Consider the following 24,921-nt stretch of genomic DNA (forward strand, 5'->3'; position numbering starts at 1 on the left):
AAGGAGCAGCTGATGGCACTATTCGGTTTTCCTCACTGGCAGTTGAAATCGACCTCCTCTGATAGCGGCGTGGTCGCGCCGGATGAACGTCTCCCGCTGGCGCAAACCGCGGTGATGGGGGTGCAGCATGCGGTGGCGATGTTTGGCGCCACGGTGCTGATGCCCATTCTGATGGGGCTGGATCCTAACCTGTCGATTCTGATGTCGGGCATTGGCACCCTGCTCTTCTTTTTCATCACCGGCGGACGGGTGCCGAGCTATCTCGGCTCCAGCGCCGCCTTTGTCGGGGTGGTGATTGCCGCCACCGGCTTTTCCGGCCAGGGGGTAAACCCTCAACTGAGCGTGGCGCTGGGCGGGATCATCGCCTGCGGGGCACTCTACACCGCGGTGGGTCTGGTGGTGATGAAGCTGGGCACCCGCTGGATCGAACGGCTGATGCCACCGGTGGTCACCGGAGCAGTGGTGATGGCGATTGGCCTCAACCTGGCACCCATCGCCGTCAAAGGGGTTTCCGGCTCCGCCTTTGACAGCTGGATGGCGGTAATGACGGTGCTCTGCATCGGCCTGGTGGCGGTATTTACCCGGGGGATGATCCAGCGGCTGCTGATCCTGGTGGGGCTGATCTTCGCCTGCCTGCTCTACGCCCTGCTGACCAGCGTGTTTGGTCTTGGCAAGACGGTGGATTTTACCCAGGTCGCCCAGGCGGCGTGGTTTGGTCTTCCGCAGCTCACCTCGCCCACCTTTAACGGCCAGGCGATAATGCTGATTGCCCCGGTGGCGGTGATCCTGGTGGCGGAAAACCTCGGCCATTTGAAAGCGGTGGCCGGCATGACCGGACGCAATATGGACCCCTATATGGGGAGGGCATTTGTGGGAGATGGGCTGGCGACCATGCTGTCAGGTTCGGTGGGCGGCAGCGGCGTGACCACCTATGCCGAGAACATCGGCGTGATGGCGGTCACCAAGGTCTACTCAACGCTGGTGTTCGTGGCGGCAGCGGTGATTGCCGTGCTGCTCGGCTTTTCACCTAAATTCGGTGCCTTAATCCACACCATCCCGGGGCCGGTGATTGGCGGTGCGTCGATTGTGGTGTTTGGCCTGATTGCGGTGGCCGGGGCGCGGATCTGGGTGCAGAACCATGTTGATCTCAGCCAGAATGGCAACCTGATTATGGTCGCCGTAACGCTGGTGCTGGGCGCGGGGGATTTTGCCCTTTCGCTCGGCGGCTTCACCCTGGGCGGGATCGGCACGGCCACCTTTGGCGCGATTGCCCTTAACGCCCTGCTCAGCCGCCGGATGGCGGGGGTGACGCAGGGCACAGTGGCGACTCAGGACTGATCCAGCGTGGCGCTGTCGTCCGGCAGCGCCTTCTTTTTTCTTTTCAGCTTCAGCTCACTCACCAGCACGCCCGCGATGATAAAGGCGCCCCCCAGCAGGGCGAGCAGCGGCAGGCGCTCCCCGGCCAGACGGCCAAAGATCCCCGCCCACACCGGCTCCCCGGTATATATTACCGTCGCCCGGGTGGGCGAGACGCTGCGCTGGGCCCAGTTCATGGTTACCTGAATAATGGCGCTGAAAATCCCCAGCCCAAGGGCCACCATCCACAGCCCTGCCGACATCGGCGGAACCGACTCCCCGGCCGGGAGCATGGTCAGAAACGCCACCAGCGAGGCGGTCGCCAGCTGCACGACGGTGACGCGCTTGACGTCCACCTTTCCGGCCCAGGCGCTGATGAGGATGATCTCGGCGGCAATCGCCACCGCGCCCACCAGGGTGATCATCTCTCCAGGCCCGAGCGCCAGCAGGTTATCTTCCGGCCCTGCCAGCAGGATCAGCCCGATAAAAGCCAGCACTATGCCGATGCAGGACATCATTCCCGGCATGCGGCGCAGGCAGAGCCACTGCAACAGCGGCACCAGCGGGACATACATGGCGGTAATAAACGCCGATTTACTGCTGGGAATAGTCTGTAATCCCCAGGTTTGCAGGCTGTAGCCCATCGCGATCGCCACCCCGATCGCCAGCCCCGCTTTGAGTTCGGTCAGGGTCAGGCCGCGCAGGGTTTTGAGCGAAATGAGTGCCACCGCCAACGCAGCCGTGGCAAAACGCAGGCCGACAAAGAAGAAAGGGCCGCTCTGCGTGACGGCGTACTGTACGGCAAGAAAGGTCCCACCCCAGAACATGGTGATAAGGATCAGGATCGCTTCCTGCGGTTTGATCGAAAAGGCATAACGGGAGAGAGACATGGGGCACCAGCACAAAAAGTGAATCCGCTAGTGTGAAAGGAATTTGATAACACTTCAATAACAGGCATAAAAAAACCGCCGGGGATCCCGGCGGCGGGGGTGCCAGAGGTCAAAAGACCCCTACTTCAGACGGCTACAACTTAATTGCTCTTGTTGCCGCCATGGCTATTTTTGCCCCCTTTTTTGCCAGCTTCGGATGCGCGCTGAGGATCATTTTTGAAATTACCCCCGCTCTGCTGGCCACCTTTACGTCCTGCTTCTGATGCTCTTTCACGGTCTTCTGCAAAATTACCTGACCCACCACGATGGTTTGCCATGTCGGACCTCCAGAGTTAAAAACATAAGATTTAATTCTGCATTCAGTGAAAGCGAATTCTTCCACCTGACGACGCTAAAAAAGAGTCTTTAACTGCGCCGCGTGAACTTAAGCTTAGTGGAGCAGGCACATTCAGCCAGCGAATCGTAATATCCTGCAATACGATATCAGCCTTTTGTATGAAGCCTGCCGAAACGAAACCATAAGCCTTTCTTATCATTCCGAAAATTTGCTCTGCTGAAAATGTTTCATTTTGCTACGAAGAAAGCCCGCCATCCTTTGTTGTTTAAAATCAAATAAATGGTGTCCAGATTTGCAGTCTCGCTGTCACGTCATATCTTTAAATAACGGCAGCATGCCGCTGACCGAAAAAATCATGCGAGGAGTGAAGCGAAATGACGAAAATTCTGGTGCTCTACTATTCCATGTACGGACACATCGAAACCATGGCTCATGCAGTTGCGGAAGGCGCCAGGAAAATCGAGGGGGTTGAGGTGGTGATCAAACGCGTACCGGAAACCATGCAGGCAGAAGCTTTTGCCAAAGCGGGCGGTAAAGCGCAGGAGGCGCCGGTAGCTTCGCCGCAGGAGCTGGGCGATTACGATGCAATCATCTTTGGTACCCCGACGCGCTTCGGCAATATGGCTGGCCAGATGCGTACCTTCCTCGACCAGACCGGGGGACTGTGGGCCAAAAATGCGTTACTCGGCAAAGTCGCCAGCGTGTTCAGCTCCACCGGCACCGGTGGCGGACAAGAGCAGACCATCACCTCAACCTGGACCACCCTTGCGCACCATGGGATGGTGATTGTGCCCATCGGCTACGGCACCCCGGAACTGTTTGATCTTTCCCAGCTCCGCGGCGGTACGCCATATGGCGCAACAACAATTGCCGGGGGCGACGGTTCACGTCAGCCTTCGGAAGCAGAACTGAACATTGCCCGCTATCAGGGTGAATATGTCGCCGGCCTGGCTGCTAAACTGAAAGGTTAACTCTCAACAGGAGGATTACTATGCCAACTCAAGAAGCTAAAGCACATCGCGTCGGGGAATTTGCGCGTTTACGTAATACGTCACCGGAGATCGCTGAGGCGATTTTTGAAGTCGCAAAATATGACGAAAAACTGGCAGAGAAAATCTGGGAAGAAGGTAATGATGAAGTTCTGATGTTAGCCTTCCAAAAAACCGACAAAGACTCGCTGTTCTGGGGCGAGCAGACCATTGAGCGTAAAAACGTCTGATAATCGTGCGGACAAAAAACGCCTGATGGCGCTACGCTTATCAGGCCTACGGGATTCGGAACCAGAGTTGGATTTTGTAGGTCGGGTAAGCGAAGCGCCACCCGACATTTCAGCCCCTCTCCCCTTCAGGGAGAGGGGCTGAACTTACTGCGCCGCGGTATTCAATACCTTATTAAAGCTCTCCACCGGGCAGAATCCATTCGCATCCACCGGACAGCCATTCAGCTCCAGGGTAACGCGCTGGGCTGGGGCTTCTAACGTCAGCACCTGGGCATTACGCAGCTGCTCGGAACTCTGATAGACATACTCAATTTTCATCAGATCGCGATTGCCGGTTTTGTCGTGCCAGCGCTGGAAGACGATCTTGCCGCCAATGGGTGTGCGCTCATACTGGCCGTGCAGCTGATAGGGTTTAAAATCCAGCGCCTTCAGCAGGGAGGCAATGTTAGAGTCATGCCCCACCAGCACGGTGATTTTCGGCGCTTTCGTCCGGTCGGTGACCAGCGCGTTATCGATGTATTTCACCAGCGGTTTCGCCACGTTACGCGCCACCTCTGCCGAGGTAAAAAGCGAATCCTGATAGCCATTTTTTAGCTGAGAGAGCACCCGCCACTGCTGGTCGGTTTTGATCTCGCCCCACGCCACCTGATCCAGCGGGAAGCCTTCGTAATACTGCAACGTGAAGGCGTCAACCAGCGAGTTACCCACCTTGAGCGGACCGGATACCCCAGGCTCTTTCTGGTACTCGGCGCTGTAGGTGTCTTTCGCGTCCGTCAGGGAGCAGACCTGTTTCTCTTTGCAGGACGGAGACTGTTTGTAGTCGGTCATCTGCTCCAGCAGTTTGTAGCTCTCGTCAAGCTGCATCCCCTGACGTTCTTTGTTCATCGCCTGTAGCGCTTTTTCGCGGAATTCCGGGGAGTTGTCGGTGATCACCGGATTAAAGGTCGGGTCCATGGTGCCCATCTTTTCCTGATGGTGCACCGGCACATCGCACCCCGGGAACGCGCCGGTAATGAAGAACTGCGCGGTCGCCACCGTGCGTTGCAGACTGTTGGCATAGGCATAGACGCTGTTCGCTGCCGGACACTCCCCGGCGGTCACCAGCCCCTGCTCTGCCAGCCATTCACGCATGTAGTGCCCCATGTAGACTTCCAGCACCCCACCTTTGGTGGTGAGCTGCCCGCCGGGCACATCCCACTCTGGCCATTTTTCCGGGGTCGACTGTTCCAGCACGCTGCCGTTATTGGCCAGCGGCGCACGCAGGTTATGACGGCTCATGATCAGAACCTGTTCCAGCTGATACCCTTCCGGCGCGGTTTGCGCCTGAACGCCGCCAGAGAGCCCGATGGTGCCCGCCACGGCGACAGCGATTAGTGCTTTTCTCATCCCTAATTCCTCACCTGTTTATTGTCGTTAACAGTGTGACAGATCTGTGACGAATTACCTGGAGCCTGCCCGCAAAGTGACAGCTTGCTTTGTGCGCCGGGGTAATTGGTTTTATAATTAAACTTACCGCTGATAAGGAGAGACCGTGAAACGTACCCGCCTCGAAGAGAGCCCCTGCCCTGTCGCCCGCTCGCTGGATATTATCGGCGACTGGTGGTCCCTGCTGATTGTGCGTGATGCCCTGAGCGGCATAACGCGTTTTGGTGAGTTTCAGAAAAGCCTCGGCATCGCCAAAAACATGCTGGCGACCCGGCTAAAGCTACTGGTGGACGAAGGCATACTGACGCTGCAACCCGCCTCCGACGGCAGCGCCTGGCAGGAGTATGTGCTGACCGCAAAAGGCCGCGAGCTGCAAACCGTGCTGCTGGCGCTCTCCCAGTGGGGAAATGAACACCTGTTTGCCGAGGGGGATACCGGTACGGTGCTGGTGGACGCGCGGGATCGCCAGCCGCTACGCAAGCTCACGATGGTGGCGAGCGATGGGCGGGAGCTGGAGCCAGGTGAGGTGGTGGCGAAGTATCCGCAGACGAAATAACGTGAGAGAAACAACACAAATGCCCGACAGGAGAGTCGCCGGGCATTGCGGAATCAATCGGGACGTTAAAGACCCAGTTCCGATAACCCCGGATGATCGTCAGGACGACGCCCCAGCGGCCAGTGGAATTTACGTTCGCTTTCCTTGATAGGCATATCGTTGATACAGGCGAAACGGCGCTGCATCAGGCCATCTTCGCCAAATTCCCAGTTCTCATTTCCATAAGAGCGGAACCAGTTACCGGAATCATCGCGCCATTCATAAGCGTAACGGACGGCAATGCGGTTGCCGCCAAATGCCCATAATTCTTTAATCAGGCGATACTCAAGTTCTTTTTTCCATTTGCGCTCAAGGAAGCCTTTGGCTTCTTCGCGATTATTCGCAAATTCTGCGCGATTACGCCATTTGGTATCCAGAGAATAGGCCAGCGCGACTTTTTCAGCGTCGCGGCTATTCCAGCCATCTTCAGCAAGCCTGACTTTTTCAATGGCTGATTCAAGCGTAAACGGAGGCAGTGGAGGGCGAATTTGTGCATCAGACATGGTTAAGACTCCTGTAAATTGGCAGAGAGGGTTAAAACGCCTTTTCGATATAGACATATAGACTAATTCCCCTGTTATTTAACGTCCTTTTCATTCATGGCAGTTTTGCAAAATGCCGTCGCGCCAATATCCATTTACCAGAGGGTTCTTGTTGTCCATGCATTCATGGTAGAACGATCGTTCTACCTCGTCAAGCGCGAGTCTGTAAAATGATTAAAAAAAATAAAAAATGTCATTATCGATATAATTATTTTACCGTCCCCTTACAAGCAAGCCGACAAAATACTTTTACATACAATAGGATATGATTATAGCATCTTAATTTTATGGCCTTTGAGGTACGAAAATCGCACCCGGTCAGAATAGAAAAAAGGCGGCAGGGAATAGCGTCGGGAATTAATATCCGACAAGGGAGGAGATATTTTATGAAATTTTACATCCTGTTCATAAAAACAGAATATAAGTGTGAAAGGTATGAGGATGAATTATTTCTGTTTCAGTGTCTGTTTCCCTGTGAGTTCAGGTCTCTTTTACGAGACCTGTTTCAGTAATAACTGAGCAATATCTTTTGCATCATCGGCGGCGCTGTATTCGCCCATGACGCGTGATACGGTTATAGCGCCTTCAATCAATAACAGCAATTGCCTTGCCAGGGCTGAAGCGTGCTCAATATTCAGTTGCCCGGTTAGCTCAAGAGCGTAATCCAGTATTTTCTGTTTATGCAGCCTGGCAATCTGCCGGATGGGATCGGCACTGTCCCCCACTTCCCCGGCGGTATTGATGAATGCACACCCGCGGTATCCTTCCGACTCAAACCAGCCTTTAAGCACGGTGAACATATTCAGGATACGTTCCTGCGGCGTGTCCCCTTTGTCGCACTCGCTCCTGAACCACTCCATCCAGCGGACATCCCGCGCGTTCAGCGCGGCAGCCGCCACTTCGTCTTTGTTCGCGAAATAGCGATAGATGCTTTTCCGGGCCACACCTGAGGTCTTCACCAGAAGGTCCATACCGGTGGCATGGATGCCGTTCTGGTAAATGAGTTCTTCAGCGGACGCGAGGATTTTTTCTCGTGTGTCAGTCGTATTTTTGTTCATAGAGTAATGGTAGAACGATCGTTCTCCTCAGTCAATTCTCTTTTCGTCCAGAATCGCTACGAATTTTTCCTGTTCCGGAATGCCGCTACCTTCATGCGATTGCCGCACGTCGCCATACTGCACCAGCGGCGGCGATGGGATTTACTCAAATCATGAAACAGCAAAATACAGTTATGCGCTTCACATTGCCGCACGTATTCAAACTTATCGTCAGCGATGAGTTTCACCAACGCATCCGCAACAGGCCAGAGCAGGCCTGCGGGGCTGAGCACCTCCGGCCGAACAGTAATCCGGTATCGCTGCGTCTCTTTGTCCCACTGCAGAGTCGTCTCAGGACGCCCCGCCTGGAGTACGTGGTTAATCACCGTCAGGTCAGCCGCAACGGACTTCATCGCGGCATGCACGACTGCCCTGGCGGCATCGCGCAGCTGCCGGGCTTCCGCCACGAGCCCATCAGGTGCCTTAGTACCTTTCGGCACAAGCCCCGCTATCACCAGCCAGTCGATGACGCGGGTATCGTCTTCAAAACAGTCGTGCCGTTCATCCCCTGTCCCGTATTCACTGTTAATAAAATCCAGCGCAAGGTTGTCAGCCAGGAAGAGGGGCTGAGAAGAAGGTGGTTTAAATTCCATACCGCTCCGTAACTCATAAAATCATTTTGACAGGTTACCAAATTTACATGTAACCTTCAAATAACCACTTTAAAGGTTACATGAGGCTTATCATGATCTCTTCCACTACGGATTTATCTGCTCCCGCTACGCCGGTGCATTACCGCTATAAACAGGCAGGTGATGTTAACGTTTTCTACCGTGAGGCCGGCGATCCGGCATCGCCTGTATTGTTGTTACTTCACGGCTTCGCAGGCTCATCATTTATGTTTCGGGATCTTTTTGCCCAGCTGGCGGATCGTTATCACTTAATCGCGCCAGATTTGCCGGCCTTCGGTTTTACCGAGGCGCCAGCGCGCTGTGAATACGCTTATACCTTTGACCAGCTCGCGGAAACCATTGACCGGTTTACCGAAGCACTTAATCTCAACCGCTATGCGCTGATGGTTCATGACTACGGTGCCCCTGTCGGATGGCGGCTGGCATTAGCCCATCCGGAGCGTGTGACAGCGCTTATTTCCCAGAATGGCAATGCCTACGAAGAGGGCCTGGGCGAGGCCTGGGAACCCATTCAGAGATACTGGCGCGAGCCCACGCCTGAAAACCGGCATGCGCTGCGTGAGTTTCCGACCCCGGCTTCAATCAAATGGCAATATCTGGAAGGTGTTGCCGATCAAAGCCTGGTTTCACCCGATGGTTATTCCCTTGAAGGAATGCAGGTATTACGGCCTGGTAATGCCGAGATTCAGCTTGACCTGTTACTGGATTACGCCTCAAACGTGAAGATGTATCCTCTGTTTCAGCACTATTTTCGTCAGCATCAGCCCCCGTTATTGGCCGTGTGGGGTAAACACGATCCCTTTTTCATGGCGGCGGGCGCTGAAGCCTGGAAACGCGATCTGCCAGACGCGGAAATCCGCTTCTACGACACGGGCCACTTTGCCCTTGAAACGCACGCCAGAGAGATAGGGTCTGATATTCGGGACTTCCTTGACCGCCACATCCGCCAGACCTCTTTACCGATTGGCGATGTAAACGTCAGGTAAAACACTTTATTGCCAGAGAACACGATTTTGTGTCATTAACGCTATTATGTCGCGCATATATCATTGAAATGATATTCGCCTTTCTGGTTAAATTCCCCGGCTTGCTTTCGCCACGTCCGCTTGTAACCAAAGCGGACGTGCTTATGATAATGGGCTTACCACGCATATCAAAAACCTGAGTTATATACTTTCTTCTTGTAGAAATCATGCCGATATTTATGCTTCATTACAGAGTAAAAAGCCAGGCTTAATAACCGGCCTGTTGCTGCGTGACGGGCTTAGACCAGGCGTCAGTGTATTTAATCACGCCATCCAGGTAAAACCATTCGATACTTTGATAACGTAAGCTGAGGGTTTCAATCATATTATGACTGTTCGACCCCGGAATATAGGTATGGTTAGCATTAACCGACATAATAACCACCCCTTCCATGGTGACCCGGTAGATTTCCCGCTCGAAACCAGCATCATTAACTTCGTAATATTTGATTTCGGCTTTTTGCAGCCGACGACCTTCACAAACACAATTGGCGAGATAAGGTGATAATTTGTTGACTTGCTTATGGAGAACATAAGGGGCATGCTGCCGCGTCCCGCCCAATCTTCCGGTGTGCGGATCGACCGGCTGGCTGACGCCATAGCTGCTGCTCATGACCTCCACCGCGCCTTCGCGACCCAGCGCCAGACTGCCGCCGTTTAATAACATTCCATTTTCATCATAAAGAAACAGATAGGCGGGTAAGGACATGGTTACGCTCTCCTGATATATCAAGTTATAAAGATGGTGATGTAGGCACCGCATTCCACATAGGCTGGATCGTTCATTACCAGGGAACAAGACTCATATAAGGGCAATCGGTGTAGGTCCATAAATATATCACGCGACCGTTATTATCTTTGATAAAGATATCATAATAGTCTTCATTATCCAGCGTATAAATTGCTCTGTAGATCACTCCCTTTTCCAAAGGGGCCATAAAACAACTTTCTGGATAGGAAAGATGCGTTGAGCGACCACTTAGTAATATTTTCAGTTTTCTACCTACAGCTGTAAACTCATAGTTACTGAGCACCTGCTTATTATTAATGGTGAAGCAGACACGATCCCCATCGATAAAGACACTTCCCATTTTTCCATATCGTGGGGCTTTGTTATCTTTACTGACGCATCCGGTCATAAACACAATCAGAATAAATAATAGGGTTTTCGTCATTCCTGATAAGTCCTTCAATTCTTCTCTGCTCGCATGGATGAGAATTAAGACGCATTAGTCGGATAAGGACACACAGCGCTGTCGCCTAAATCTATGATCTGACCATCCTTATCAATAAGGAAAGTGTAATAATACATTTTTTGGTTAAGCGTATAGCGTGTCCCATATACCACAGCCTTTTCAAAATTCACATTAAAGCAGGTGTCAGGGTATTTCAAGTGTGTGGAATAGTTACGAAGCAACTTATTAAATGCATCGTGGTTGGGCGACAAACTATAACTGTCCAGCACATCATTTTCATTCAGCGTAAAGCAGACGCGATTGCTCTCAATATGAATAGCTCTTCTTTCACCATATTGTGCGCCCTCTTTTCCTTTACCGGGACAACCTGTAAGTATAAGAATCAAAGCAATCAACAGTAAATTTTTCATCCCGGGAAACTCTCTAACACCTTTTCATATTTTCTCATCAACGCCAGGAAGGGTTCAGAGGGGTCATAATCTTTGTAGTCATGCAAACGTTCGTTGTTCTGAAATCCATAGTGCTTCAATAACCAGTAATCGCTGACAATAGAAGCTTGCTGTTCAAGCCCATAATCAAGCAGATTTGCCTTATCGAAACTGTAGCTATAATCCGCTATCCATGAAAACGCGCCGCGCATCCGTACCCACATACCGCGTTGATGCTGCCAGACGTGCATCATTTCGTGCAGGAAAAGATGTTGGGCGACTGGCGTTTCTTCCTTGACTGGCATAGAAAAATCATCCTCATATTTTTCGGAACGAAACCACATTTCCCCATTCGGAGCCATAGCCTGGCCGGGATTTTGCAGATTGAACGGAAGGTAACTCTCACGATGGATCCATACTTTATGATAATGAATACTGAAACCGTAAAGCGTACTGGCTAAATTGATCTCACCCAGTCTCAACCTTCTTAGCCCGCCCTCTTCAGTTTTTGGCCAGTCGACAGAATTCGGATAATACATTTTATGCCCCAAAGATGATATCCAGGCCAAAAATGTATATCACGTGGACTTTTAATTTCGGGATAACCCAGGCGTTACCTTCAAACTCAGAAAATATTCATAAATATATTTTTAATATGAATCATCACTGCTATTATATATTCAAGACTTATTACAATGTATAAAGATGTGCCCGGTTAACCGGGCAGGTAATAAGATAAATTAAAGAACCAGAATGCGCGAGTCATCAAAGCATCACTTTATTCGCCACATACGCAACCCGATAATTCTCCTTCCCCTCCTGCGGCGTCTCGCCAAAATTTACCTGCAACAGTTGCCAGCGGCTGACATCCCACCCGCAAAGCGGGGCATGCAGTTGCAGTGCCGACAGGTCGCTGTGCGCGGGGATCGTCTCGCGGGCAATCGATAGCCAGGCGGCACTTTTCACCTCTGCCACAGCCGGCAGGCGCAGCGCCAGCCAGGTGTCGATCTGCGGCCAGCCAAAATCCTCCGTCAACCTGCGAAAACCGGGGCTCTGTAAAAACTGCGTCATCCCGGCGGCACTCTCCCAAACGTAGAGCGGCGCATAGCGGTTTTCCACGCTAAAAGCGGCATCGCGTCTGGCAACAAGGAATGCCTTAAACAGCAGGCCGGGAAAGCCGTTCAGCTTCGCGCCATGCTCCGCAATACGCCGTTCAATAATGGTCATATCGTAGTCGGCTGGCAGCGTGAAGCGATATTGCATAACGATCATAACCCCTCCTCAGACAGCATCCTTCCCCGGCTGAAGCTCCACTCTTCGGCGGTATTGAACTGGATCATCACCATGACGTCATCCGGGTGAATAGCCAGCGTCCTGTGCAGCTCTTCACAGAGCCGGCGGCAGAGATTTTGCTTTTGCGCAGCGGTGCGGGGCTTGCCCGCCAGAATATGAAACTGAATAAATTTGTCGCTGCGCCCGCCGCTTTTATAGTGGCGATCGAACAGGTGCCGCGTGGCCGGGATCTCCTCAAAAATCTGGAAGCGGTCCCCCGGCGGAACCGCGAATTCTGCCTCCAGGCTCTGCTGGAGGAGGTCGGAGATCTGCGCTATCTGCGCGTCGCTGTACCCCGGCCGCAGGGAGACACGTGTAAAGGGCATCGGGTTACTCCTCTTCCAGGCAGCCGAGGGCGGAGACCGCCGCAGGCCAGCCGGCGTAGAACGCCAGGTGGGTGAACACTTCGGTAATTTCCTCCCGGGTCAGGCCGTTTTGCTGGGCAAAGTCGATATGCCAGGGCAGTTGCTGTACCCGCCCCAGCGCCGTCAGCGCGCCCAGGGTGATGAGGCTGCGATCCCGCGGGGAGAGCGCGTCGCGTTTCCAGATGTCATTGAACAGCACCTCCTTGCTCAGCTCGGCCAGTTTCGGCGCGACGCGGCTCAGGGTTTCAGAAGTAAGGGATGTGGCCATGATGTTCTCTCCGCATTGACAGTAAGGCGATTCTGGCCCCATAGTTTCATCCTGAAAATCAAATTATATTTGCACCACCATCCCGTATTTCAGGACATTTATGAACAAGCTCCCTCCGACGCTCGACCTCGATGCGCTGCGCAGTTTTGTCACCGGCATTGAGTGCGGCAGCTTTGCCCTGGCCGCCACCCATCTCTGCCGCTCCACCTCGGCGGTGAGCGCCCAGCTCAAAAAGCTGGAACAGCAGTGCGGTGCAGAGCTGGTGATGAAAAAGGGCCGTGGCCTGACGCTGACCCGCAACGGAGAGATCGTCATGAGCTACGCCCGCCGCATGCTGGCGCTGAATGACGAGGTGCAGTTCGCGTTGAAAGGCGAGCTGCTGCAGGCGGAGATCCGCATCGGCATGCAGGAGGATTTTGGTGAGTCGCTGATGCCGGGCATTCTGGGCGAATTCAGACGCCACCATCCGGGAGTGCGGATCGTTGCCAGAGTGGATCGCAACCGGGCGCTGCTCAACGCCTTTGACGATCACGCCCTGGATATGGTGCTGCTGTGGCAGAACGAGAGCGAGCCACGCAAGGGACGGTCGATCGGCCAGAGCCAGATGGTGTGGATCCAGCCTCCGGAGATGGAGATCCGTTCCCTGCTTGCCCGGGGCGAGCCCCTGCCGCTGGTGATGTTCGACACCCCCTGCCTGATGCGCACCCACGCCATCGACTGCCTGAACCGGGCGGGCATCCCCTGGCGGGTGGTCTTTGTCAGCCACAGCCTGAGCGGGATCTGGGCGGCGGTGCAGGCCGGGCTCGGCGTGACGCTGCGGACCCGGATCGGGATGCCTGCCAGCCTGCGGGCGGCGGGAAGCGTGCTGCCCACGCCGGGCAGGCTGGGGATCACCCTCGAACAGCACGGCAGCGAGGCAGAGCCACGGGCGCAGGCCCTGCTGGCGCAACTGATGGAGCAGGCTCTGCTCGGAGTGAAATAAATGGCGGATCCTCGCCACAGGTTGTCAGTTTTGCGCCAGTACCCTGCTCCGTTCTTCGCCAGGATAAAAACAGAACATCACCTGGAGAACCCCTATGTTGCGCAACCCTTCGCAAAAGTACGTGGCCTATGCCCCCATTTCGTTACCCGACCGTCAGTGGCCTGATAAGAGGCTGACCCACGCCCCGCGCTGGCTCTCAACCGACCTGCGCGACGGCAACCAGGCGCTGGCCGAACCGATGGATATCCCCCGCAAGCTGCGCTTCTGGGAGCAGTTGATCAAATGCGGCTTCAAGGAGATTGAGGTGGCGTTCCCCTCCGCCTCCGAAACGGACTTCCAGTTTGTCCGCCAGCTGATTGAGGAACAGCGCATCCCGGATGATGTCACCATTCAGGTGCTTACCCAGGCCCGCAGCGATCTGATTGAGCGCACCTTCGCTTCCCTCGACGGGGCAAAACGCGCCACGGTGCATCTCTATAACGCCACTGCGCCGCTGTTCCGCCAGCTGGTCTTTCGCCAGAGCCAGGAGGAGATTGTTCAGCTGGCGGTCAGCGCCACGCGGCAGATACGTGCGCTGTGCGAGACCAACCCGCAGACGCGCTGGACCTATGAGTATTCGCCGGAAACCTTCTGCTTTACCGAACCGGAGTTTGCCCTGCACATCTGCGAGGCGGTGGCGGATGTCTGGGAACCCTCTGCCGAACGGCCCATGATCGTCAACCTGCCTGCCACGGTGGAGGTCAACACCCCCAACGTCTATGCCGATCAGATCGAGTATTTCTGTCGCCACTTCTCCCGTCGGAGCGAGGTCTGCATCAGCGTCCATCCCCATAACGATCGCGGCAGCGGCGTTGCCAGCGCCGAGCTCGCCCTGCTGGCGGGTGCCGACCGGGTGGAAGGTTGCCTGTTCGGTAACGGGGAGCGCACCGGGAACGTCTGTCTGGTGACCCTGGCGATGAATCTCTACAGCCAGGGGATTTCGCCGCAGCTCGATTTCAGCGATATGAAGCAGGTGGTGGAACTTGTGGAACAGTGCAACCAGCTGCCGGTGCATCCCCGCCATCCTTACGCCGGTAAGCTGGCCTTTACCGCCTTCTCTGGCTCGCATCAGGATGCCATTAAAAAAGGGTTTCACGCCCGGGAACAGTCCCTCTCCCCGCGCTGGGAGATGCCCTATCTCCCGGTGGACCCGGAAGATATCGGCTGTAGCTATGAGGCGGTGATCCGCGTTAACAGCCAGTCCGGCAAAAGCGGTGCGGCGTGGATGCTGGAGCAAAATCATGGCCTGGCGCTGCCCCGGGCCCTGCAACAGGACTTTAGCCGCCACGTTCAGGCGCACACCGATCGGGAAGGTACCGAGATGACGCTAAGTGCGTTGTGGCAGCTTTATCGCGAGCTGTATGGGCCGCATCAGCACGCCCCACGGCAGCTGCTGGATTACCGAACCGAAAGCCAGGCCGACGGCGGGCTGCTGCTGTGGGCCCGCGTCCAGACCGTCGACGAGATTGTGATCCTGGAGGGGAACGGCAACGGCCTGCTCTCTGCCGCCGCCAGCGCGATAAAAGCCAGTTTTCATCTGGCCTTCGCCATTGAGGATTATCACGAGCATACCCTCGGCAGGTGCAGCGAAAGCCGCTCGGCGGCCTATATCCGCTGCAGCTTTAAGCAGGGAGCCAGCCGCTGGGGAACGGGCATCGACAACGATGTTTCCCGGGCGTCGCTTCAGGCTTTGCTGAATGCGTTGCCGGAGAGCGCCTCGGGCGGGAAGTAGTCGCTCGGTGCCACGCCGAGCGTGCGGCGGAACATGGCGCTAAAGGCGCTGTGACTCTCATAACCGAGGTCCAGCGCCACCCGCAGCACCGATTGCCCCTGCGCGAGGCGGTTCAGCGCCTCCATCAGCCGCGCCCGGCGCAACCATTCGCTGAATGCCAGCCCGGTCTGCTGGCGAAAGTGCCGCAGCAGGGTACGTTCACTAATATTGAGCATTTGTGCTGCCAGCGCCGTCGTCCATTTTGTTCCCGGCTCGGCCTGGATCTGGCGGCACAGGGCCAGCAGCGCGGGGGCCTGGGGCTCCGGCAGGTTAAACGGCAGCACGGCGATCCCCCTGATTTCATCGAGGATCAGCTCGTAAATGCGCTCCGCCCGGCTGCCCGCGGCGTAGCTTTCCGGCAGTTGCAGCGAGGCGACGATCAGCTCGCGCAGCAGGGTGGAGATTTGCACAACCTGGCAGACTGAGGGTAAATCCGCCCGGGCGAAGGGATCGATAAAGAGCGTCCGGGCCGCCACGTCACCGGTGATCAGCAGCCGATGTTGCGTCCCGGCAGGCAGCCAGACGCCCCGTCCCGGCGGCACAATCCATACCCCCTGCCCGGTCTCTACCCGCACCACTCCGCTGAGGGTATGCAGAAGCTGGGCGCAGCTATGGCTGTGCCAGGGCTCCGTTTCGCCATGGGTGTAATCATGGGCGAAAGGCACCAGCGGGCGGGTGGCAAAACTGAACTGCTGTTGGGCTGTCATCGATTATCTATTTTGCGCTATCTGCGCGTTGATAAAGTCAAACACATCCGCGGCTTCGTTTGCTGAGGCAAATACTCTCTCGGGTATCACCACACAATTATCACTCCGCATATGGATAAAAATAAAACCCCCTTTCCTGTAGCTTTCCTTCACTTTTTCCCAATAGATTTTAACGCTGGCAGTGTTAGTGATATTTTCAATAAAAAAGCGGTTGAGCTTTACTTTCTGTAAAGTCTCCTCGTCTTCCTGCTCAGCCTGCTGCTGCTTTTGCATGACCTTATTCATGACCACATCATAGAGTTTGAACAGCGCCAACCCGACGCCAAACAGCACGAGCAGCGCGATACTGAACATTTTTGCTCTGGCGAGAAAATCACCGTCGGGGGCAGTTTGCAGGCTTAACTGCAACAGGGTGATAAAATTAAATAAGGCCGCCACCGCTAAAACAGAGACCGCAGCCTTATGAATGAGAAAAAGAGAACCGTAAGGTTTGAGGTGTTCTTTTTTATGATCGTTGATGAGCTTGCCCGCTTTAGTACGCTCCAGTGCTGATAATGAATATTCCACAACGATCCTGTTTTTTCTTATCATGCCTCTCCCTCTCTCTTATTCGCGCCTGATTATTTATCCTAACATATTGCCCCATCATTATTAGCGTTTCCCCCAGCTTATTACCGTCTTACACAGGGTTGCATGATGTCATCCAGGGTACGGAGATCTGTTTTTGCCCCGGCTATGAGCGTGATACTGATCTCTTCTGACCCGCGCACTTGGTACATATCTACCTGAGCGATCCGCTGCTGCGCTTTGTTGATATCAAAAAAGTTAGGGGTATCCGCCTCAGGATAAATCACCTCAACGCCATAGCCCTCTGCCGACAAGGCATCCCGCATACAGTGGTAGCGCCCCACCAGCCCCGGGTGAGAAGAGACCGAATAGACCTGATACACCGTCGCATCACCAAAGGGATGGATAACACTGCACGCCGTCAGGATACCCGCTAACGCTATCAGTCCAATGATTTTCATACTAGTTCCCACTTTTCAGAGGCTCCCGGGAAGGAAGCCCGCCATCAGTGGCGGTGAATTTACCCCTGCAAAAACCATAAATCAACTTTTTGTTGATAATTAAACATTATGACTATAATTTAAGACTGCCAGCCCATTCTCCCCTACAGAGGCGAAGGTTCGGGTGGCAAATGGTAAACTCGTGGCCCTGACAATGACCCAGACGAAGGAAAAATGATGAAGTCAGAATATGCAGAACAGATTGAGCTAATTTCCGGGCCACTGGAAGCCGCCATGGAGGCGCTGGCGGGTACGCTCTCCGCCAATCAGGAAGCCGTTTTACACAATCTCACCACGCCCGAATGCTCGATTGTCAAAATCATTAACGGGCATGTCAGCGGCAGACGTAAAGGCGACCACCTGTTATCTGGCCCCGAGAAAGATAAGGGATTTGCCCTGTTGCTCGGTAAAAACGAGGGACGTAACTCCTTGACGGTTAAAGATTATAAAACCGTGACCGCCTCGGAGAAGATCCTCAACAGCGCCTCCACCATCTACTACAGCGATGACGGCCATCCGCTGATGGCTTTCTGCATTAATGTCGACACCTCGCCGTATGAACACATTCGCAAAAGTCTCGACATCATCATGGCCACCGCGCCTGCCGAAACGGATGCAGCCGATCTCAACCTGGGTGGCCTTGTTGAGCAATCAATTCAGGAAATTATTGAAAAACATACCGTTACCGGAAAGAAAATTCAGAAAACGCAACGCCTTAAAATCGTTGCGGAGATGCGCGATAAAGGCATTTTTAAAATGAGGGGGGGCGTGCAACATGCGGCCCAGGCGCTGGGTGTGACACGTTATACGGTTTATAACGATCTTGAGGTGATGAATGAAAAATAGTTATCCGCAACGCATTCCTTTTTACCAGGTGGATGCTTTCTCTCAGGGGCCGTTTACGGGTAATCCCGCAGCGGTTTGTCTGCTGGAAGCGTGGCCGGAGGATGCGCTGTTACAGCGTATAGCCAGCGAGAATAATCTCTCCGAAACGGCGTTTGTTGTTAAGCAGGGCCACGATTACGCCCTTCGCTGGTTTACCCCTGCCGTTGAAGTCGACCTTTGCGGTCATGCGACGCTTGCCGCAGCCAGTGTGCTTCTGCGCCATGAAGAGTCGGGCAAGACGGTTCGTTTTTCCACCCGCAGCGGTGAGCTGACCGTTACCTCGGATAATGGAAAATTCTCGATGGATTTTCCCCTCGTCACCCCCCGCAGGATTGCGGCCCCGGACGGGCTTTTGTCAGCACTTGGCATCGTTGCCGGGGCGACTGAAATCTGGCAGGCCTCCGATCTGATCGTGGTCATGGATGACGAAGCGCAACTCGACGGCTTAACGCCAGATTTCACCGCCCTGGCGAAATTCAACACCCGCGGCGTGGTCGTGACGGCGCCTTCTCGTCAGTTTGATTTTCGCTCCCGCTGGTTTGGGCCCCAGGTGGGCGTCAATGAAGATCCCGTTACCGGCTCGGCGCATACCTTTCTGGCCCCGCTGTGGAGCGATAAGCTGGCGAAAAAAACGCTCCATGCACAACAGGGCGGCAGCCGTAAAGGAGAGTTGATCTGCCATATTAACGATACGGGCCGCGTGACGCTGACGGGCGAGGCCTGTCTGGTCCTTGAGGGGATATTTATTATTTAAACAGAGCTATTTAAAAGTATTCATTTAATTCACCGAGAATAGAATAAGCGGATTAAATTCTGCCCGGCATCCTGTTACCTGAACCAAACACTATTGGTGACTTATAACCAAGGATAATCCAATGACTTTAACCAGGTGCGTTACTGCGCTTATTGCTGCCGTATCCATTGAAATCGTCGCGACAACATTATTATCGCTTTCTGACAGTTTTAAAATTATCTCCGCTGGCGTACTGGCCATTATCTGTTATGGCGTTAGCTACTATTTTTTATCTCTCGCCCTGAGGCGGATTCATATAGGTGTGGCCTATGCTATCTGGTCTGCGGTCGGGATCATTAGTATTACCTTTATACAAACCCGTTACTTTGATTTCACCCTGACACAGGATTCGTGGATAGGTGTGTGCATGGTTATTATTGGCACATTAATTCTCAACCTTGCTATCAAACAAAAAAGATAACAGTGTGGTTTTAAATGGTTAATATTTTATTTGGCTTTTTCTGGCTTTTTATTTCCGTCTCAATGGAAGTGATTGCCACCTTAATGCTGCCGCAAACCAATACATTCAAAAATACGCTGATAACGGTTCTCTGCCTGATCTGTTACGCGACAGCCTTTTTTGCCCTGTCGATGCTGATGGGCTGGATTTCACCGGTTGTCGCCTAAGCGGCCTGGTCAGGAACCGGCATTGTGATGATTTCACTCCTGAGCAGCATCTTTTATCAACTGCGCAGCAGCGCCCTGGAAAAGGTGGGGATCGGCTGCATCGTCGCCGGACTCATCGTGATTGCGTTTTAAAGGATCGACAGTATGAATAGCAAACCCCTTCCATCGCGTGTGGAACGGCTGCGCGACGCCTTTTTACAGGCGAAGCCCTTTATTTCTGCCCATCGGGCTGTCAGCGTCACCCGGGTTTATCAGGCCAATCCGGGAATGGATAATATTCTGCTCAGGGCGTTAGCGTTTCGTCATGCCTGCGAGAACGCGCCTTTATATGTCGCCGAAAACGAGCTTATCGTCAGCCACCCTGCGGGCGGCGCGCGCGGGGGTGAAGTTTCGCCGGAAATAAACTGGCGCTGGGTGGCCGACGAGCTGGATAACCTCCCTTTCCGGGCCCAGGATACTTACCAGATTGACGACGAGACGAAACGTCTCCTGCGGGAAGAGGTATTTCCTTACTGGCAAGGCCGCTCTCTGGATGAGATGGCGGAGACGCAGCTAAAAACCGTCGGGCTGTGGGAGTGGTGTCATGACGATGCGATATGCGACGTCACGATTAAAACCCAAAACGGCGGCGGTGACGCTTGCCCGGGCTACGACAATATTCTGCTGACCAAAGGGATAAAGGGAATACGGGATGAGGCGGCCGCGCACCTGGCCGCCCTCGATCCCGCCACCTCCGACGGCATCGAGGCGTTTAATTTTTATACCGCCGTGCAGCACGCCTGTGACGGCGTGATGGCTTACACCCGGCGCTATGCGCGTTATCTGCGCCAGCTGGCCGGGGCCGAGACCCGCCCCCTTCGCCGGGAAGAACTGCTGCAGATTGCCACGATTTGCGAGCGTGTCCCTGAACATCCTCCGCAACATTTTTACGATGCCCTGCAGGCTATCTGGTTCGTGCATTCGCTGTTTATGCTGGAAGAGAATCAGACCGGTATCTCCCTTGGCCGCGTCGATCAATATCTCTGGCCGTTGCTGGAGCGCGATCTCAGGGACGGGACCTTAACGCATGCCCAGGCTGAAGAGCTGCTTTGCTGCTGGCTGATTAAGATGGCGGAAACCCTGTGGATTTGCAGCGAATCGACGGCAATGTACTTCGCCGGGTATCAGCCCTTTATCAACCTCGTGGTCGGCGGACAGAAGCGTGAAGGCGGCGATGCCACCAATCCGCTCACGCTGCTCATTATGGACTGCTCCGCGCGATTAAAAATTTATCAACCGGGCCTGGCCGTGCGAATTCACAATCAGTCGCCGCAGTCCTTTATGCGCAAGGTGGTGGATGTGGTGCGCGGCGGAATGGGGTTTCCGGCGTGCCATTTCGATGATGCGCATATTCGCATGATGCTGCATAAAGGGTTCAGCTATGAAGATGGCCGGGACTACTGTCTGATGGGCTGCGTCGAGCCACAGAAAGCGGGGAAAATGTACCAGTGGACCTCCGTGGGTTATACCACCTTCACCGCAGCGATCGAGATGGCGCTGCATAACGGCCGCTCGCGCGCCGGGAAGCAGACAGGCCCCCGCACCGGCGAGGTGTCGCAGTTCCACTGCTATGAAGATGTCAAACGTGCGGTTATGGCCCAGTTATCCGCTATGGTCAGAAAGGCCGCGCAGGTCACGCTCATCGTACAAAAACTGCATGCGGATCATGCCAGAAAACCGCTGATGTCGAGCCTCATCGAGGGTTGTATGGCCACCGCGAAGGATGTCACCCAGGGCGGCGCGTTTCTGAATGCGGGGCCGGGTCTTATCTGGACGGGGCTTGCCGACTTCGTGAACTCTCTGATGGTCATCAGGAGGCTGGTATTTGAAACCTCCCGCTTCACGCTGCAACAGATTGTTGACGCGCTCGACCATAATTTTGTCGGTTATGAGGCGCTCCTTACTGCATGCCTGCGGGTGCCGAAATACGGTAACGACATTGCCGACGTGGATGAGATGGCCCGTGAAAGCGTTCACTTTCTGGAAAAGGAGCATCGTCAGTATCGGATGCTGTATGCACCTTTTGCATTCGGCACGCTCTCCATCTCGAACAATACGCCGTTCGGGCTAATAACCGGCGCCCTTCCATCCGGTCGCCTTGCGGGCAAGCCGCTGGCGGATGGAATAAGCCCTGCCCAGCAGACGGATTATCTGGGCCCCACCGCGATCATCAACTCGGTCAGCCGAATCAATGTTGAAGAGATGGATATCGGCATGGTCCATAACATCAAGCTTATGTACGGCATGCTGGAAACGCCGGAAGGGCAAAACAGCCTTATCCATCTGCTGCGGACAGCCAGTATCCTGGGAAACGCGCAGTTGCAGTTCAGCTACCTGGATGATGAAACGCTGCTGAAGGCGCAGCAAAACCCGGCGGAGTACCGCAACCTGATGATCCGTGTCGCAGGATACAGCGCCTTTTTCGTTGAATTAAGTAAAGAGGTGCAGGATGAGATCATCAGCCGAACCACTCAACGTCGCTTCTGAGCCGGCATCCGGCTGGATAACACATATTCAGCGGTTTTCGCTGCATGACGGACCGGGTATTCGCAGCGTTGTGTTTCTGAAAGGCTGCCAGATGCGCTGCCGCTGGTGCGCCAACCCGGAAGGGCTCAACCCTGGCTGCGAGATCTTCTGGCATGCTGAGCGCTGCCTTCACTGTGGAAAATGTGCCCTGCACTGCCCGGCCGGCGTACATCGTTGGGTGGACGGTGTGCACACGCTTGATCGCTCGCGTCAGTGTCAGGGTTGCAGGCGATGCGAAGAGTGCTGCCCGGCTGGTGCACTTAATGTGACAGGGGAAAAACTGACCTCAGAGGCCGTTTTTAACCGCGTCATGGCGGATGAAACCTGGTTTCGTCAATCCGGGGGCGGCATCACCCTCAGCGGGGGTGAAGTGTGCACTCAGCCCGAGTTTGCCAGACAACTCATGCAAAAAATTAGCGCAGAGGATATTCACACGGCAATTGAAACCGCCGGATACGCCCCGTGGCGCGCCGTTAAACAGATCGCATCGGTTTGCGATCTGATTCTATTTGACCTGAAAAGCGCCGATGACGAGCAGCATAAACGCTATACCGGGGTGAGTAATACGATCATCCTGCGTAACCTTGAAAGATTATTGCAGGGAGATCGACAGATCGTTATCCGTATCCCCGTTATTCCAGACTTTAACGATAGCCCCGAACAGGCTGAAAAATTGTTCATGCTGATACATTCCCTGACCTGGCACCGCCCTGCGTTCAAATTTATCGAATTACTTCCCTACCATCGTTTTGGCACCGGGAGATATGCCTTACTTAATAAGGCCTACGAATGGAACGACTCTGCTGCACAAGTAGAAAACTTCTTACAACATACCCACAAATATAACCTACCGGTAAGGGTTTCAGGGGTAATGGTGGGCTAACGAAAAGAGGTAATCATGTTAAATAAACCAGAGAAGAGTTCTGAAAAAAATAGTTTGGTTCTCGAACGCCGCGTCGTTATCGGTACGCTCTTTTTCATGTTCGTGATTTATGCTGCACTGCTTCTGACGCAATTTAACTAGCGTGCGGCATCATTGTGCCTGTGACAGGCTTGAGTAAATAAGGAGTTGTAATGAAGAAAGTTGTGGCTGTCATTAGCCTGGTGCTATTGAGCCTCACCGTCGCCGGATGTTCAAGCGATTATGTTTTACAGAAGAAAAATGGTGAGATGATTATTACTCACGGCAAACCCGAAGTTGATGATGATAATGGCCTCATTACTTATGAAGATATCGCGGGAAATGAACATGCGATCAACCGGGATCAGATTATCCAGATGATAGAGAAATAACGTAGCACAGCGGGCAGAGGATCGCCGGAAACTCTGCCCTGCTTACATGCTCGTTCAGGAGAGAGGCTAAAGAGGATGAAGAAGATCTTATTTCCCCTCCTCCTTTCAGGCGCGTTGTTTATTCATGGCGATTCAGGCGCCCTCTGGCAATATCGCTCGGGCAGCCAAAAGCCGATCCTCCCGGAAGCGAATAAGGTCGTCGTCGATCCGGCAAAAATCAACGCCACACGCAGGCGCTCACCTAAAAAACATCTCAGACGCTTCATTTCCGGTATTACCCGTAAACGACAGCAGAAATAATCTCATCCGCCCTCATGCTTGCAGCCAAAAAAGGGGGCGCGTGTTTAATAGCCTTACAAAGTGAAGATAAAATCAAAAATATATCCAGAAGAAGAATAATCTGAATTATCCCTTCCAGAAAGGTGCGTTCCGTCACAGTGGCTACGCTTTAAATTCATTGATAAAGGAGGTCGGGATGACATCAGGAAACACCACTTCAAAAAACTACCCACAACCCCCGTTTGTGGAACAGCCGCAGCAAATGCCCGGACTGGCGTCAGAGATGAAGCCAATCCCCGATCATGGCGAGACGAGTTATACCGGCTCGGGCAGACTTTCTGGTAAAAAAGCGCTGATTACCGGCGGCGATTCCGGGATTGGTCGCGCGGTGGCGATTGCCTACGCCCGTGAAGGGGCAGACGTGGCCATAGGCTATCTGCCGGAAGAGGAGTCCGATGCGGCAGCCGTTATTGCCCTGATTCAGGCGGAAGGACGCAAAGCTGTCGCGATCCCGGGTGATATTCGGGTGGAGTCGTTCTGTGAGACACTGGTTGAGCGCGCCGTGACGGAGCTCGGCGGGCTCGATATTCTTGTCAACAATGCGGGTAGACAGCAGTTCTGCGAATCCATTGAAGATCTGACCACCGCCGCTTTCGACGCGACCTTCAAAACCAACGTTTATGCCCCCTTCTGGATCACCCGCGCCGCCCTGCGTCACCTGACGGAAGGCGCGGTGATTATCAATACCTCTTCGGTTCAGGCCTTTAAGCCCAGCGAAATCCTGCTCGATTACGCCCAGACCAAAGCCTGTAACGTGGCGTTTACCAAATCACTGGCAAAACAGCTTGGGCCGAAAGGGATCCGCGTGAATGCCGTGGCGCCGGGCCCTTACTGGACGCCGTTGCAGTCAAGCGGTGGTCAGCCGCAGGAGAAGGTGCAGCAGTTCGGGGCAGATACGCCGCTGGGCAGACCGGGTCAGCCCGTGGAGATTGCACCGCTGTATGTTCTGCTGGCATCTGAAGAGTGTTCCTATGCTTCCGGTCAGGTCTGGTGCTCTGACGGCGGTACCGGCGTAGCCTAATTCTGTTGCCTTTATTTTGACGCGCCTGACGACGACAAGACTTATTATAAAATCCGTTATCCGAAGCGGTAACGGATTTTTAAAGCTGAAAAGCCGTCCGGCGCAAAATTATCAACTATTCTTAG

The 24,921-nt window shown here is 54.1% G+C and carries 32 protein-coding genes; 16 read left to right on the forward strand and 16 right to left on the reverse strand.

Features of this window, described 5'->3' with window-relative positions; translation table 11 throughout:
- Positions 1-12: 12 nt before the first annotated feature.
- Positions 13-1,338: a pyrimidine utilization transport protein G gene (rutG, locus tag ACT3IC_RS01030; RefSeq protein WP_473475822.1), complete on the forward strand. Its 1,326-nt coding sequence runs from the start codon at positions 13-15 to the stop codon at positions 1,336-1,338.
- On the opposite strand, the gene ACT3IC_RS01035 is transcribed toward rutG, so the two are convergent.
- Both ACT3IC_RS01035 and ACT3IC_RS01040 read right to left on the reverse strand, forming a co-directional pair.
- Positions 1,329-2,246, reverse strand: coding sequence for a DMT family transporter (locus ACT3IC_RS01035; RefSeq protein ID WP_180210568.1), 918 nt, complete (start codon positions 2,244-2,246; stop codon positions 1,329-1,331). The two genes, rutG and ACT3IC_RS01035, sit on opposite strands and share 10 nt — an antisense overlap.
- A gap of 140 nt (positions 2,247-2,386) precedes the next feature.
- Positions 2,387-2,563, reverse strand: coding sequence for a con-10 family general stress protein (locus ACT3IC_RS01040; RefSeq protein WP_473475824.1), 177 nt, complete (start codon positions 2,561-2,563; stop codon positions 2,387-2,389).
- Between the two features lie 394 nt (positions 2,564-2,957).
- Here ACT3IC_RS01040 and wrbA point away from each other — a divergent pair, with 394 nt between their 5' ends.
- A complete protein-coding gene (gene wrbA, locus ACT3IC_RS01045; RefSeq protein ID WP_103179016.1) occupies positions 2,958-3,554 on the forward strand; it encodes an NAD(P)H:quinone oxidoreductase in 597 nt (198 codons plus the stop codon).
- Positions 3,555-3,574: 20 nt separating this feature from the next.
- Positions 3,575-3,802: a YccJ family protein gene (locus ACT3IC_RS01050; protein ID WP_103179015.1), complete on the forward strand. Its 228-nt coding sequence runs from the start codon at positions 3,575-3,577 to the stop codon at positions 3,800-3,802.
- Between the two features lie 144 nt (positions 3,803-3,946).
- Here ACT3IC_RS01050 and agp read toward each other — a convergent pair whose 3' ends face one another.
- On the reverse strand, positions 3,947-5,188 hold the full coding sequence (gene agp / locus ACT3IC_RS01055) for a bifunctional glucose-1-phosphatase/inositol phosphatase (RefSeq protein ID WP_473475828.1): 1,242 nt from the start codon (positions 5,186-5,188) through the stop codon (positions 3,947-3,949).
- A 145-nt stretch (positions 5,189-5,333) separates the two neighbouring features.
- Between agp and ACT3IC_RS01060 the strand changes: the two genes are divergently transcribed.
- On the forward strand, positions 5,334-5,783 hold the full coding sequence (locus tag ACT3IC_RS01060; RefSeq protein ID WP_103179013.1) for a winged helix-turn-helix transcriptional regulator: 450 nt from the start codon (positions 5,334-5,336) through the stop codon (positions 5,781-5,783).
- Between the two features lie 65 nt (positions 5,784-5,848).
- Here ACT3IC_RS01060 and ACT3IC_RS01065 read toward each other — a convergent pair whose 3' ends face one another.
- The 3 genes from ACT3IC_RS01065 to ACT3IC_RS01075 all read right to left on the reverse strand — a co-directional run bounded on the left by ACT3IC_RS01065 (position 5,849) and on the right by ACT3IC_RS01075 (position 8,054).
- Positions 5,849-6,325 carry a nuclear transport factor 2 family protein gene (locus tag ACT3IC_RS01065; RefSeq protein WP_103179012.1) on the reverse strand — a complete coding sequence of 159 codons (477 nt, stop codon included), beginning with the start codon at positions 6,323-6,325 and terminating at the stop codon, positions 5,849-5,851.
- Positions 6,326-6,855: 530 nt separating this feature from the next.
- Positions 6,856-7,422 carry a TetR/AcrR family transcriptional regulator gene (locus ACT3IC_RS01070; protein WP_103179011.1) on the reverse strand — a complete coding sequence of 189 codons (567 nt, stop codon included), beginning with the start codon at positions 7,420-7,422 and terminating at the stop codon, positions 6,856-6,858.
- A gap of 56 nt (positions 7,423-7,478) precedes the next feature.
- On the reverse strand, positions 7,479-8,054 hold the full coding sequence (locus ACT3IC_RS01075) for a CGNR zinc finger domain-containing protein (RefSeq protein ID WP_103179010.1): 576 nt from the start codon (positions 8,052-8,054) through the stop codon (positions 7,479-7,481).
- Positions 8,055-8,146: 92 nt separating this feature from the next.
- On the opposite strand from ACT3IC_RS01075, the gene ACT3IC_RS01080 reads away from it, so the two are divergent.
- Positions 8,147-9,079, forward strand: coding sequence for an alpha/beta fold hydrolase (locus ACT3IC_RS01080; protein ID WP_473475833.1), 933 nt, complete (start codon positions 8,147-8,149; stop codon positions 9,077-9,079).
- A 247-nt stretch (positions 9,080-9,326) separates the two neighbouring features.
- Here ACT3IC_RS01080 and ACT3IC_RS01085 read toward each other — a convergent pair whose 3' ends face one another.
- The 7 genes from ACT3IC_RS01085 to ACT3IC_RS01115 all read right to left on the reverse strand — a co-directional run bounded on the left by ACT3IC_RS01085 (position 9,327) and on the right by ACT3IC_RS01115 (position 12,707).
- Complete coding sequence (locus ACT3IC_RS01085) at positions 9,327-9,827, reverse strand: Hcp family type VI secretion system effector (protein WP_159339168.1); 501 nt, start codon at positions 9,825-9,827, stop codon at positions 9,327-9,329.
- Between the two features lie 76 nt (positions 9,828-9,903).
- A complete protein-coding gene (locus tag ACT3IC_RS01090; protein WP_159339169.1) occupies positions 9,904-10,293 on the reverse strand; it encodes a hypothetical protein in 390 nt (129 codons plus the stop codon).
- 44 nt (positions 10,294-10,337) lie between these two features.
- On the reverse strand, positions 10,338-10,724 hold the full coding sequence (locus tag ACT3IC_RS01095; RefSeq protein ID WP_159339170.1) for a putative T6SS immunity periplasmic lipoprotein: 387 nt from the start codon (positions 10,722-10,724) through the stop codon (positions 10,338-10,340).
- The gene (locus tag ACT3IC_RS01100; protein ID WP_473475838.1) at positions 10,721-11,281 is read right to left on the reverse strand and encodes a type IV secretion protein Rhs; all 561 of its coding nucleotides are present in this window, start codon (positions 11,279-11,281) and stop codon (positions 10,721-10,723) included. The genes ACT3IC_RS01095 and ACT3IC_RS01100 overlap by 4 nt, the downstream gene beginning before the upstream one ends.
- 226 nt (positions 11,282-11,507) lie before the next feature.
- Entirely contained in the window at positions 11,508-12,014 is a 507-nt protein-coding gene (locus ACT3IC_RS01105; RefSeq protein ID WP_473475840.1) for a DUF4865 family protein, read from the reverse strand.
- Entirely contained in the window at positions 12,011-12,400 is a 390-nt protein-coding gene (locus ACT3IC_RS01110) for a tautomerase family protein (protein WP_156654250.1), read from the reverse strand. The genes ACT3IC_RS01105 and ACT3IC_RS01110 overlap by 4 nt, the downstream gene beginning before the upstream one ends.
- 4 nt (positions 12,401-12,404) lie before the next feature.
- Positions 12,405-12,707 (reverse strand): carboxymuconolactone decarboxylase family protein, encoded by a 303-nt coding sequence (locus ACT3IC_RS01115; protein WP_103179005.1) that lies wholly within the window; start codon positions 12,705-12,707, stop codon positions 12,405-12,407.
- Between the two features lie 100 nt (positions 12,708-12,807).
- On the opposite strand from ACT3IC_RS01115, the gene ACT3IC_RS01120 reads away from it, so the two are divergent.
- Together ACT3IC_RS01120 and leuA are read left to right on the forward strand one after the other, a co-directional pair.
- Complete coding sequence (locus ACT3IC_RS01120) at positions 12,808-13,689, forward strand: LysR substrate-binding domain-containing protein (RefSeq protein WP_103179004.1); 882 nt, start codon at positions 12,808-12,810, stop codon at positions 13,687-13,689.
- Positions 13,690-13,783: 94 nt separating this feature from the next.
- Positions 13,784-15,460 carry a 2-isopropylmalate synthase gene (gene leuA, locus ACT3IC_RS01125; protein WP_473475845.1) on the forward strand — a complete coding sequence of 559 codons (1,677 nt, stop codon included), beginning with the start codon at positions 13,784-13,786 and terminating at the stop codon, positions 15,458-15,460.
- On the opposite strand, the gene ACT3IC_RS01130 is transcribed toward leuA, so the two are convergent.
- The 3 genes from ACT3IC_RS01130 to ACT3IC_RS01140 form a co-directional block, all read right to left on the reverse strand.
- The gene (locus tag ACT3IC_RS01130) at positions 15,412-16,206 is read right to left on the reverse strand and encodes an AraC family transcriptional regulator (RefSeq protein WP_473475848.1); all 795 of its coding nucleotides are present in this window, start codon (positions 16,204-16,206) and stop codon (positions 15,412-15,414) included. The genes leuA and ACT3IC_RS01130 overlap by 49 nt on opposite strands.
- A 3-nt stretch (positions 16,207-16,209) precedes the next feature.
- Positions 16,210-16,773 (reverse strand): YcxB family protein, encoded by a 564-nt coding sequence (locus ACT3IC_RS01135; RefSeq protein WP_231736603.1) that lies wholly within the window; start codon positions 16,771-16,773, stop codon positions 16,210-16,212.
- Positions 16,774-16,877: 104 nt separating this feature from the next.
- Positions 16,878-17,234: a hypothetical protein gene (locus tag ACT3IC_RS01140; RefSeq protein ID WP_473475852.1), complete on the reverse strand. Its 357-nt coding sequence runs from the start codon at positions 17,232-17,234 to the stop codon at positions 16,878-16,880.
- Between the two features lie 213 nt (positions 17,235-17,447).
- Here ACT3IC_RS01140 and ACT3IC_RS01145 point away from each other — a divergent pair, with 213 nt between their 5' ends.
- The 9 genes from ACT3IC_RS01145 to ACT3IC_RS01185 all read left to right on the forward strand — a co-directional run bounded on the left by ACT3IC_RS01145 (position 17,448) and on the right by ACT3IC_RS01185 (position 24,796).
- Positions 17,448-18,119 carry a helix-turn-helix transcriptional regulator gene (locus ACT3IC_RS01145; RefSeq protein WP_473475854.1) on the forward strand — a complete coding sequence of 224 codons (672 nt, stop codon included), beginning with the start codon at positions 17,448-17,450 and terminating at the stop codon, positions 18,117-18,119.
- On the forward strand, positions 18,109-18,912 hold the full coding sequence (locus ACT3IC_RS01150) for a PhzF family phenazine biosynthesis protein (RefSeq protein WP_103178999.1): 804 nt from the start codon (positions 18,109-18,111) through the stop codon (positions 18,910-18,912). Before ACT3IC_RS01145 ends, ACT3IC_RS01150 begins: the two co-directional genes overlap by 11 nt.
- Positions 18,913-19,033: 121 nt before the next feature.
- Positions 19,034-19,372 (forward strand): DMT family transporter, encoded by a 339-nt coding sequence (locus ACT3IC_RS01155; RefSeq protein ID WP_103178998.1) that lies wholly within the window; start codon positions 19,034-19,036, stop codon positions 19,370-19,372.
- 14 nt (positions 19,373-19,386) lie between these two features.
- Positions 19,387-19,578: an SMR family transporter gene (locus ACT3IC_RS01160; protein ID WP_103178997.1), complete on the forward strand. Its 192-nt coding sequence runs from the start codon at positions 19,387-19,389 to the stop codon at positions 19,576-19,578.
- A gap of 144 nt (positions 19,579-19,722) precedes the next feature.
- Positions 19,723-22,104 (forward strand): choline trimethylamine-lyase, encoded by a 2,382-nt coding sequence (gene cutC, locus ACT3IC_RS01165; RefSeq protein WP_473475856.1) that lies wholly within the window; start codon positions 19,723-19,725, stop codon positions 22,102-22,104.
- Positions 22,067-23,026 (forward strand): glycyl-radical enzyme activating protein, encoded by a 960-nt coding sequence (locus ACT3IC_RS01170; protein ID WP_159339176.1) that lies wholly within the window; start codon positions 22,067-22,069, stop codon positions 23,024-23,026. The genes cutC and ACT3IC_RS01170 overlap by 38 nt, the downstream gene beginning before the upstream one ends.
- Before the next feature lie 191 nt (positions 23,027-23,217).
- The gene (locus ACT3IC_RS01175) at positions 23,218-23,436 is read left to right on the forward strand and encodes a YgdI/YgdR family lipoprotein (protein WP_103178994.1); all 219 of its coding nucleotides are present in this window, start codon (positions 23,218-23,220) and stop codon (positions 23,434-23,436) included.
- Positions 23,437-23,511: 75 nt separating this feature from the next.
- On the forward strand, positions 23,512-23,736 hold the full coding sequence (locus ACT3IC_RS01180; RefSeq protein ID WP_159339177.1) for a hypothetical protein: 225 nt from the start codon (positions 23,512-23,514) through the stop codon (positions 23,734-23,736).
- A 175-nt stretch (positions 23,737-23,911) separates the two neighbouring features.
- Entirely contained in the window at positions 23,912-24,796 is an 885-nt protein-coding gene (locus tag ACT3IC_RS01185) for an SDR family oxidoreductase (protein ID WP_103178992.1), read from the forward strand.
- The last annotated feature ends 125 nt before the right edge of the window (positions 24,797-24,921 follow it).

The organism is Leclercia sp. GHBNCSD (genome assembly GCF_055805075.1).

Coding starts and splice junctions, on each gene's coding strand:
- rutG (WP_473475822.1), top strand. CDS start 13: ATGGCACTATTCGGTTTTCCTCACTGGCAGTTGAAATCGACCTCCTCT.
- ACT3IC_RS01035 (WP_180210568.1), bottom strand. CDS start 2,246: ATGTCTCTCTCCCGTTATGCCTTTTCGATCAAACCGCAGGAAGCGATC.
- ACT3IC_RS01040 (WP_473475824.1), bottom strand. CDS start 2,563: ATGGCAAACCATCGTGGTGGGTCAGGTAATTTTGCAGAAGACCGTGAA.
- wrbA (WP_103179016.1), top strand. CDS start 2,958: ATGACGAAAATTCTGGTGCTCTACTATTCCATGTACGGACACATCGAA.
- ACT3IC_RS01050 (WP_103179015.1), top strand. CDS start 3,575: ATGCCAACTCAAGAAGCTAAAGCACATCGCGTCGGGGAATTTGCGCGT.
- agp (WP_473475828.1), bottom strand. CDS start 5,188: ATGAGAAAAGCACTAATCGCTGTCGCCGTGGCGGGCACCATCGGGCTC.
- ACT3IC_RS01065 (WP_103179012.1), bottom strand. CDS start 6,325: ATGTCTGATGCACAAATTCGCCCTCCACTGCCTCCGTTTACGCTTGAA.
- ACT3IC_RS01070 (WP_103179011.1), bottom strand. CDS start 7,422: ATGAACAAAAATACGACTGACACACGAGAAAAAATCCTCGCGTCCGCT.
- ACT3IC_RS01075 (WP_103179010.1), bottom strand. CDS start 8,054: ATGGAATTTAAACCACCTTCTTCTCAGCCCCTCTTCCTGGCTGACAAC.
- ACT3IC_RS01080 (WP_473475833.1), top strand. CDS start 8,147: ATGATCTCTTCCACTACGGATTTATCTGCTCCCGCTACGCCGGTGCAT.
- ACT3IC_RS01085 (WP_159339168.1), bottom strand. CDS start 9,827: ATGTCCTTACCCGCCTATCTGTTTCTTTATGATGAAAATGGAATGTTA.
- ACT3IC_RS01090 (WP_159339169.1), bottom strand. CDS start 10,293: ATGACGAAAACCCTATTATTTATTCTGATTGTGTTTATGACCGGATGC.
- ACT3IC_RS01095 (WP_159339170.1), bottom strand. CDS start 10,724: ATGAAAAATTTACTGTTGATTGCTTTGATTCTTATACTTACAGGTTGT.
- ACT3IC_RS01100 (WP_473475838.1), bottom strand. CDS start 11,281: ATGTATTATCCGAATTCTGTCGACTGGCCAAAAACTGAAGAGGGCGGG.
- ACT3IC_RS01105 (WP_473475840.1), bottom strand. CDS start 12,014: ATGATCGTTATGCAATATCGCTTCACGCTGCCAGCCGACTACGATATG.
- ACT3IC_RS01110 (WP_156654250.1), bottom strand. CDS start 12,400: ATGCCCTTTACACGTGTCTCCCTGCGGCCGGGGTACAGCGACGCGCAG.
- ACT3IC_RS01115 (WP_103179005.1), bottom strand. CDS start 12,707: ATGGCCACATCCCTTACTTCTGAAACCCTGAGCCGCGTCGCGCCGAAA.
- ACT3IC_RS01120 (WP_103179004.1), top strand. CDS start 12,808: ATGAACAAGCTCCCTCCGACGCTCGACCTCGATGCGCTGCGCAGTTTT.
- leuA (WP_473475845.1), top strand. CDS start 13,784: ATGTTGCGCAACCCTTCGCAAAAGTACGTGGCCTATGCCCCCATTTCG.
- ACT3IC_RS01130 (WP_473475848.1), bottom strand. CDS start 16,206: ATGACAGCCCAACAGCAGTTCAGTTTTGCCACCCGCCCGCTGGTGCCT.
- ACT3IC_RS01140 (WP_473475852.1), bottom strand. CDS start 17,234: ATGAAAATCATTGGACTGATAGCGTTAGCGGGTATCCTGACGGCGTGC.
- ACT3IC_RS01145 (WP_473475854.1), top strand. CDS start 17,448: ATGATGAAGTCAGAATATGCAGAACAGATTGAGCTAATTTCCGGGCCA.
- ACT3IC_RS01150 (WP_103178999.1), top strand. CDS start 18,109: ATGAAAAATAGTTATCCGCAACGCATTCCTTTTTACCAGGTGGATGCT.
- ACT3IC_RS01155 (WP_103178998.1), top strand. CDS start 19,034: ATGACTTTAACCAGGTGCGTTACTGCGCTTATTGCTGCCGTATCCATT.
- ACT3IC_RS01160 (WP_103178997.1), top strand. CDS start 19,387: ATGGTTAATATTTTATTTGGCTTTTTCTGGCTTTTTATTTCCGTCTCA.
- cutC (WP_473475856.1), top strand. CDS start 19,723: ATGAATAGCAAACCCCTTCCATCGCGTGTGGAACGGCTGCGCGACGCC.
- ACT3IC_RS01170 (WP_159339176.1), top strand. CDS start 22,067: ATGAGATCATCAGCCGAACCACTCAACGTCGCTTCTGAGCCGGCATCC.
- ACT3IC_RS01175 (WP_103178994.1), top strand. CDS start 23,218: ATGAAGAAAGTTGTGGCTGTCATTAGCCTGGTGCTATTGAGCCTCACC.
- ACT3IC_RS01180 (WP_159339177.1), top strand. CDS start 23,512: ATGAAGAAGATCTTATTTCCCCTCCTCCTTTCAGGCGCGTTGTTTATT.
- ACT3IC_RS01185 (WP_103178992.1), top strand. CDS start 23,912: ATGACATCAGGAAACACCACTTCAAAAAACTACCCACAACCCCCGTTT.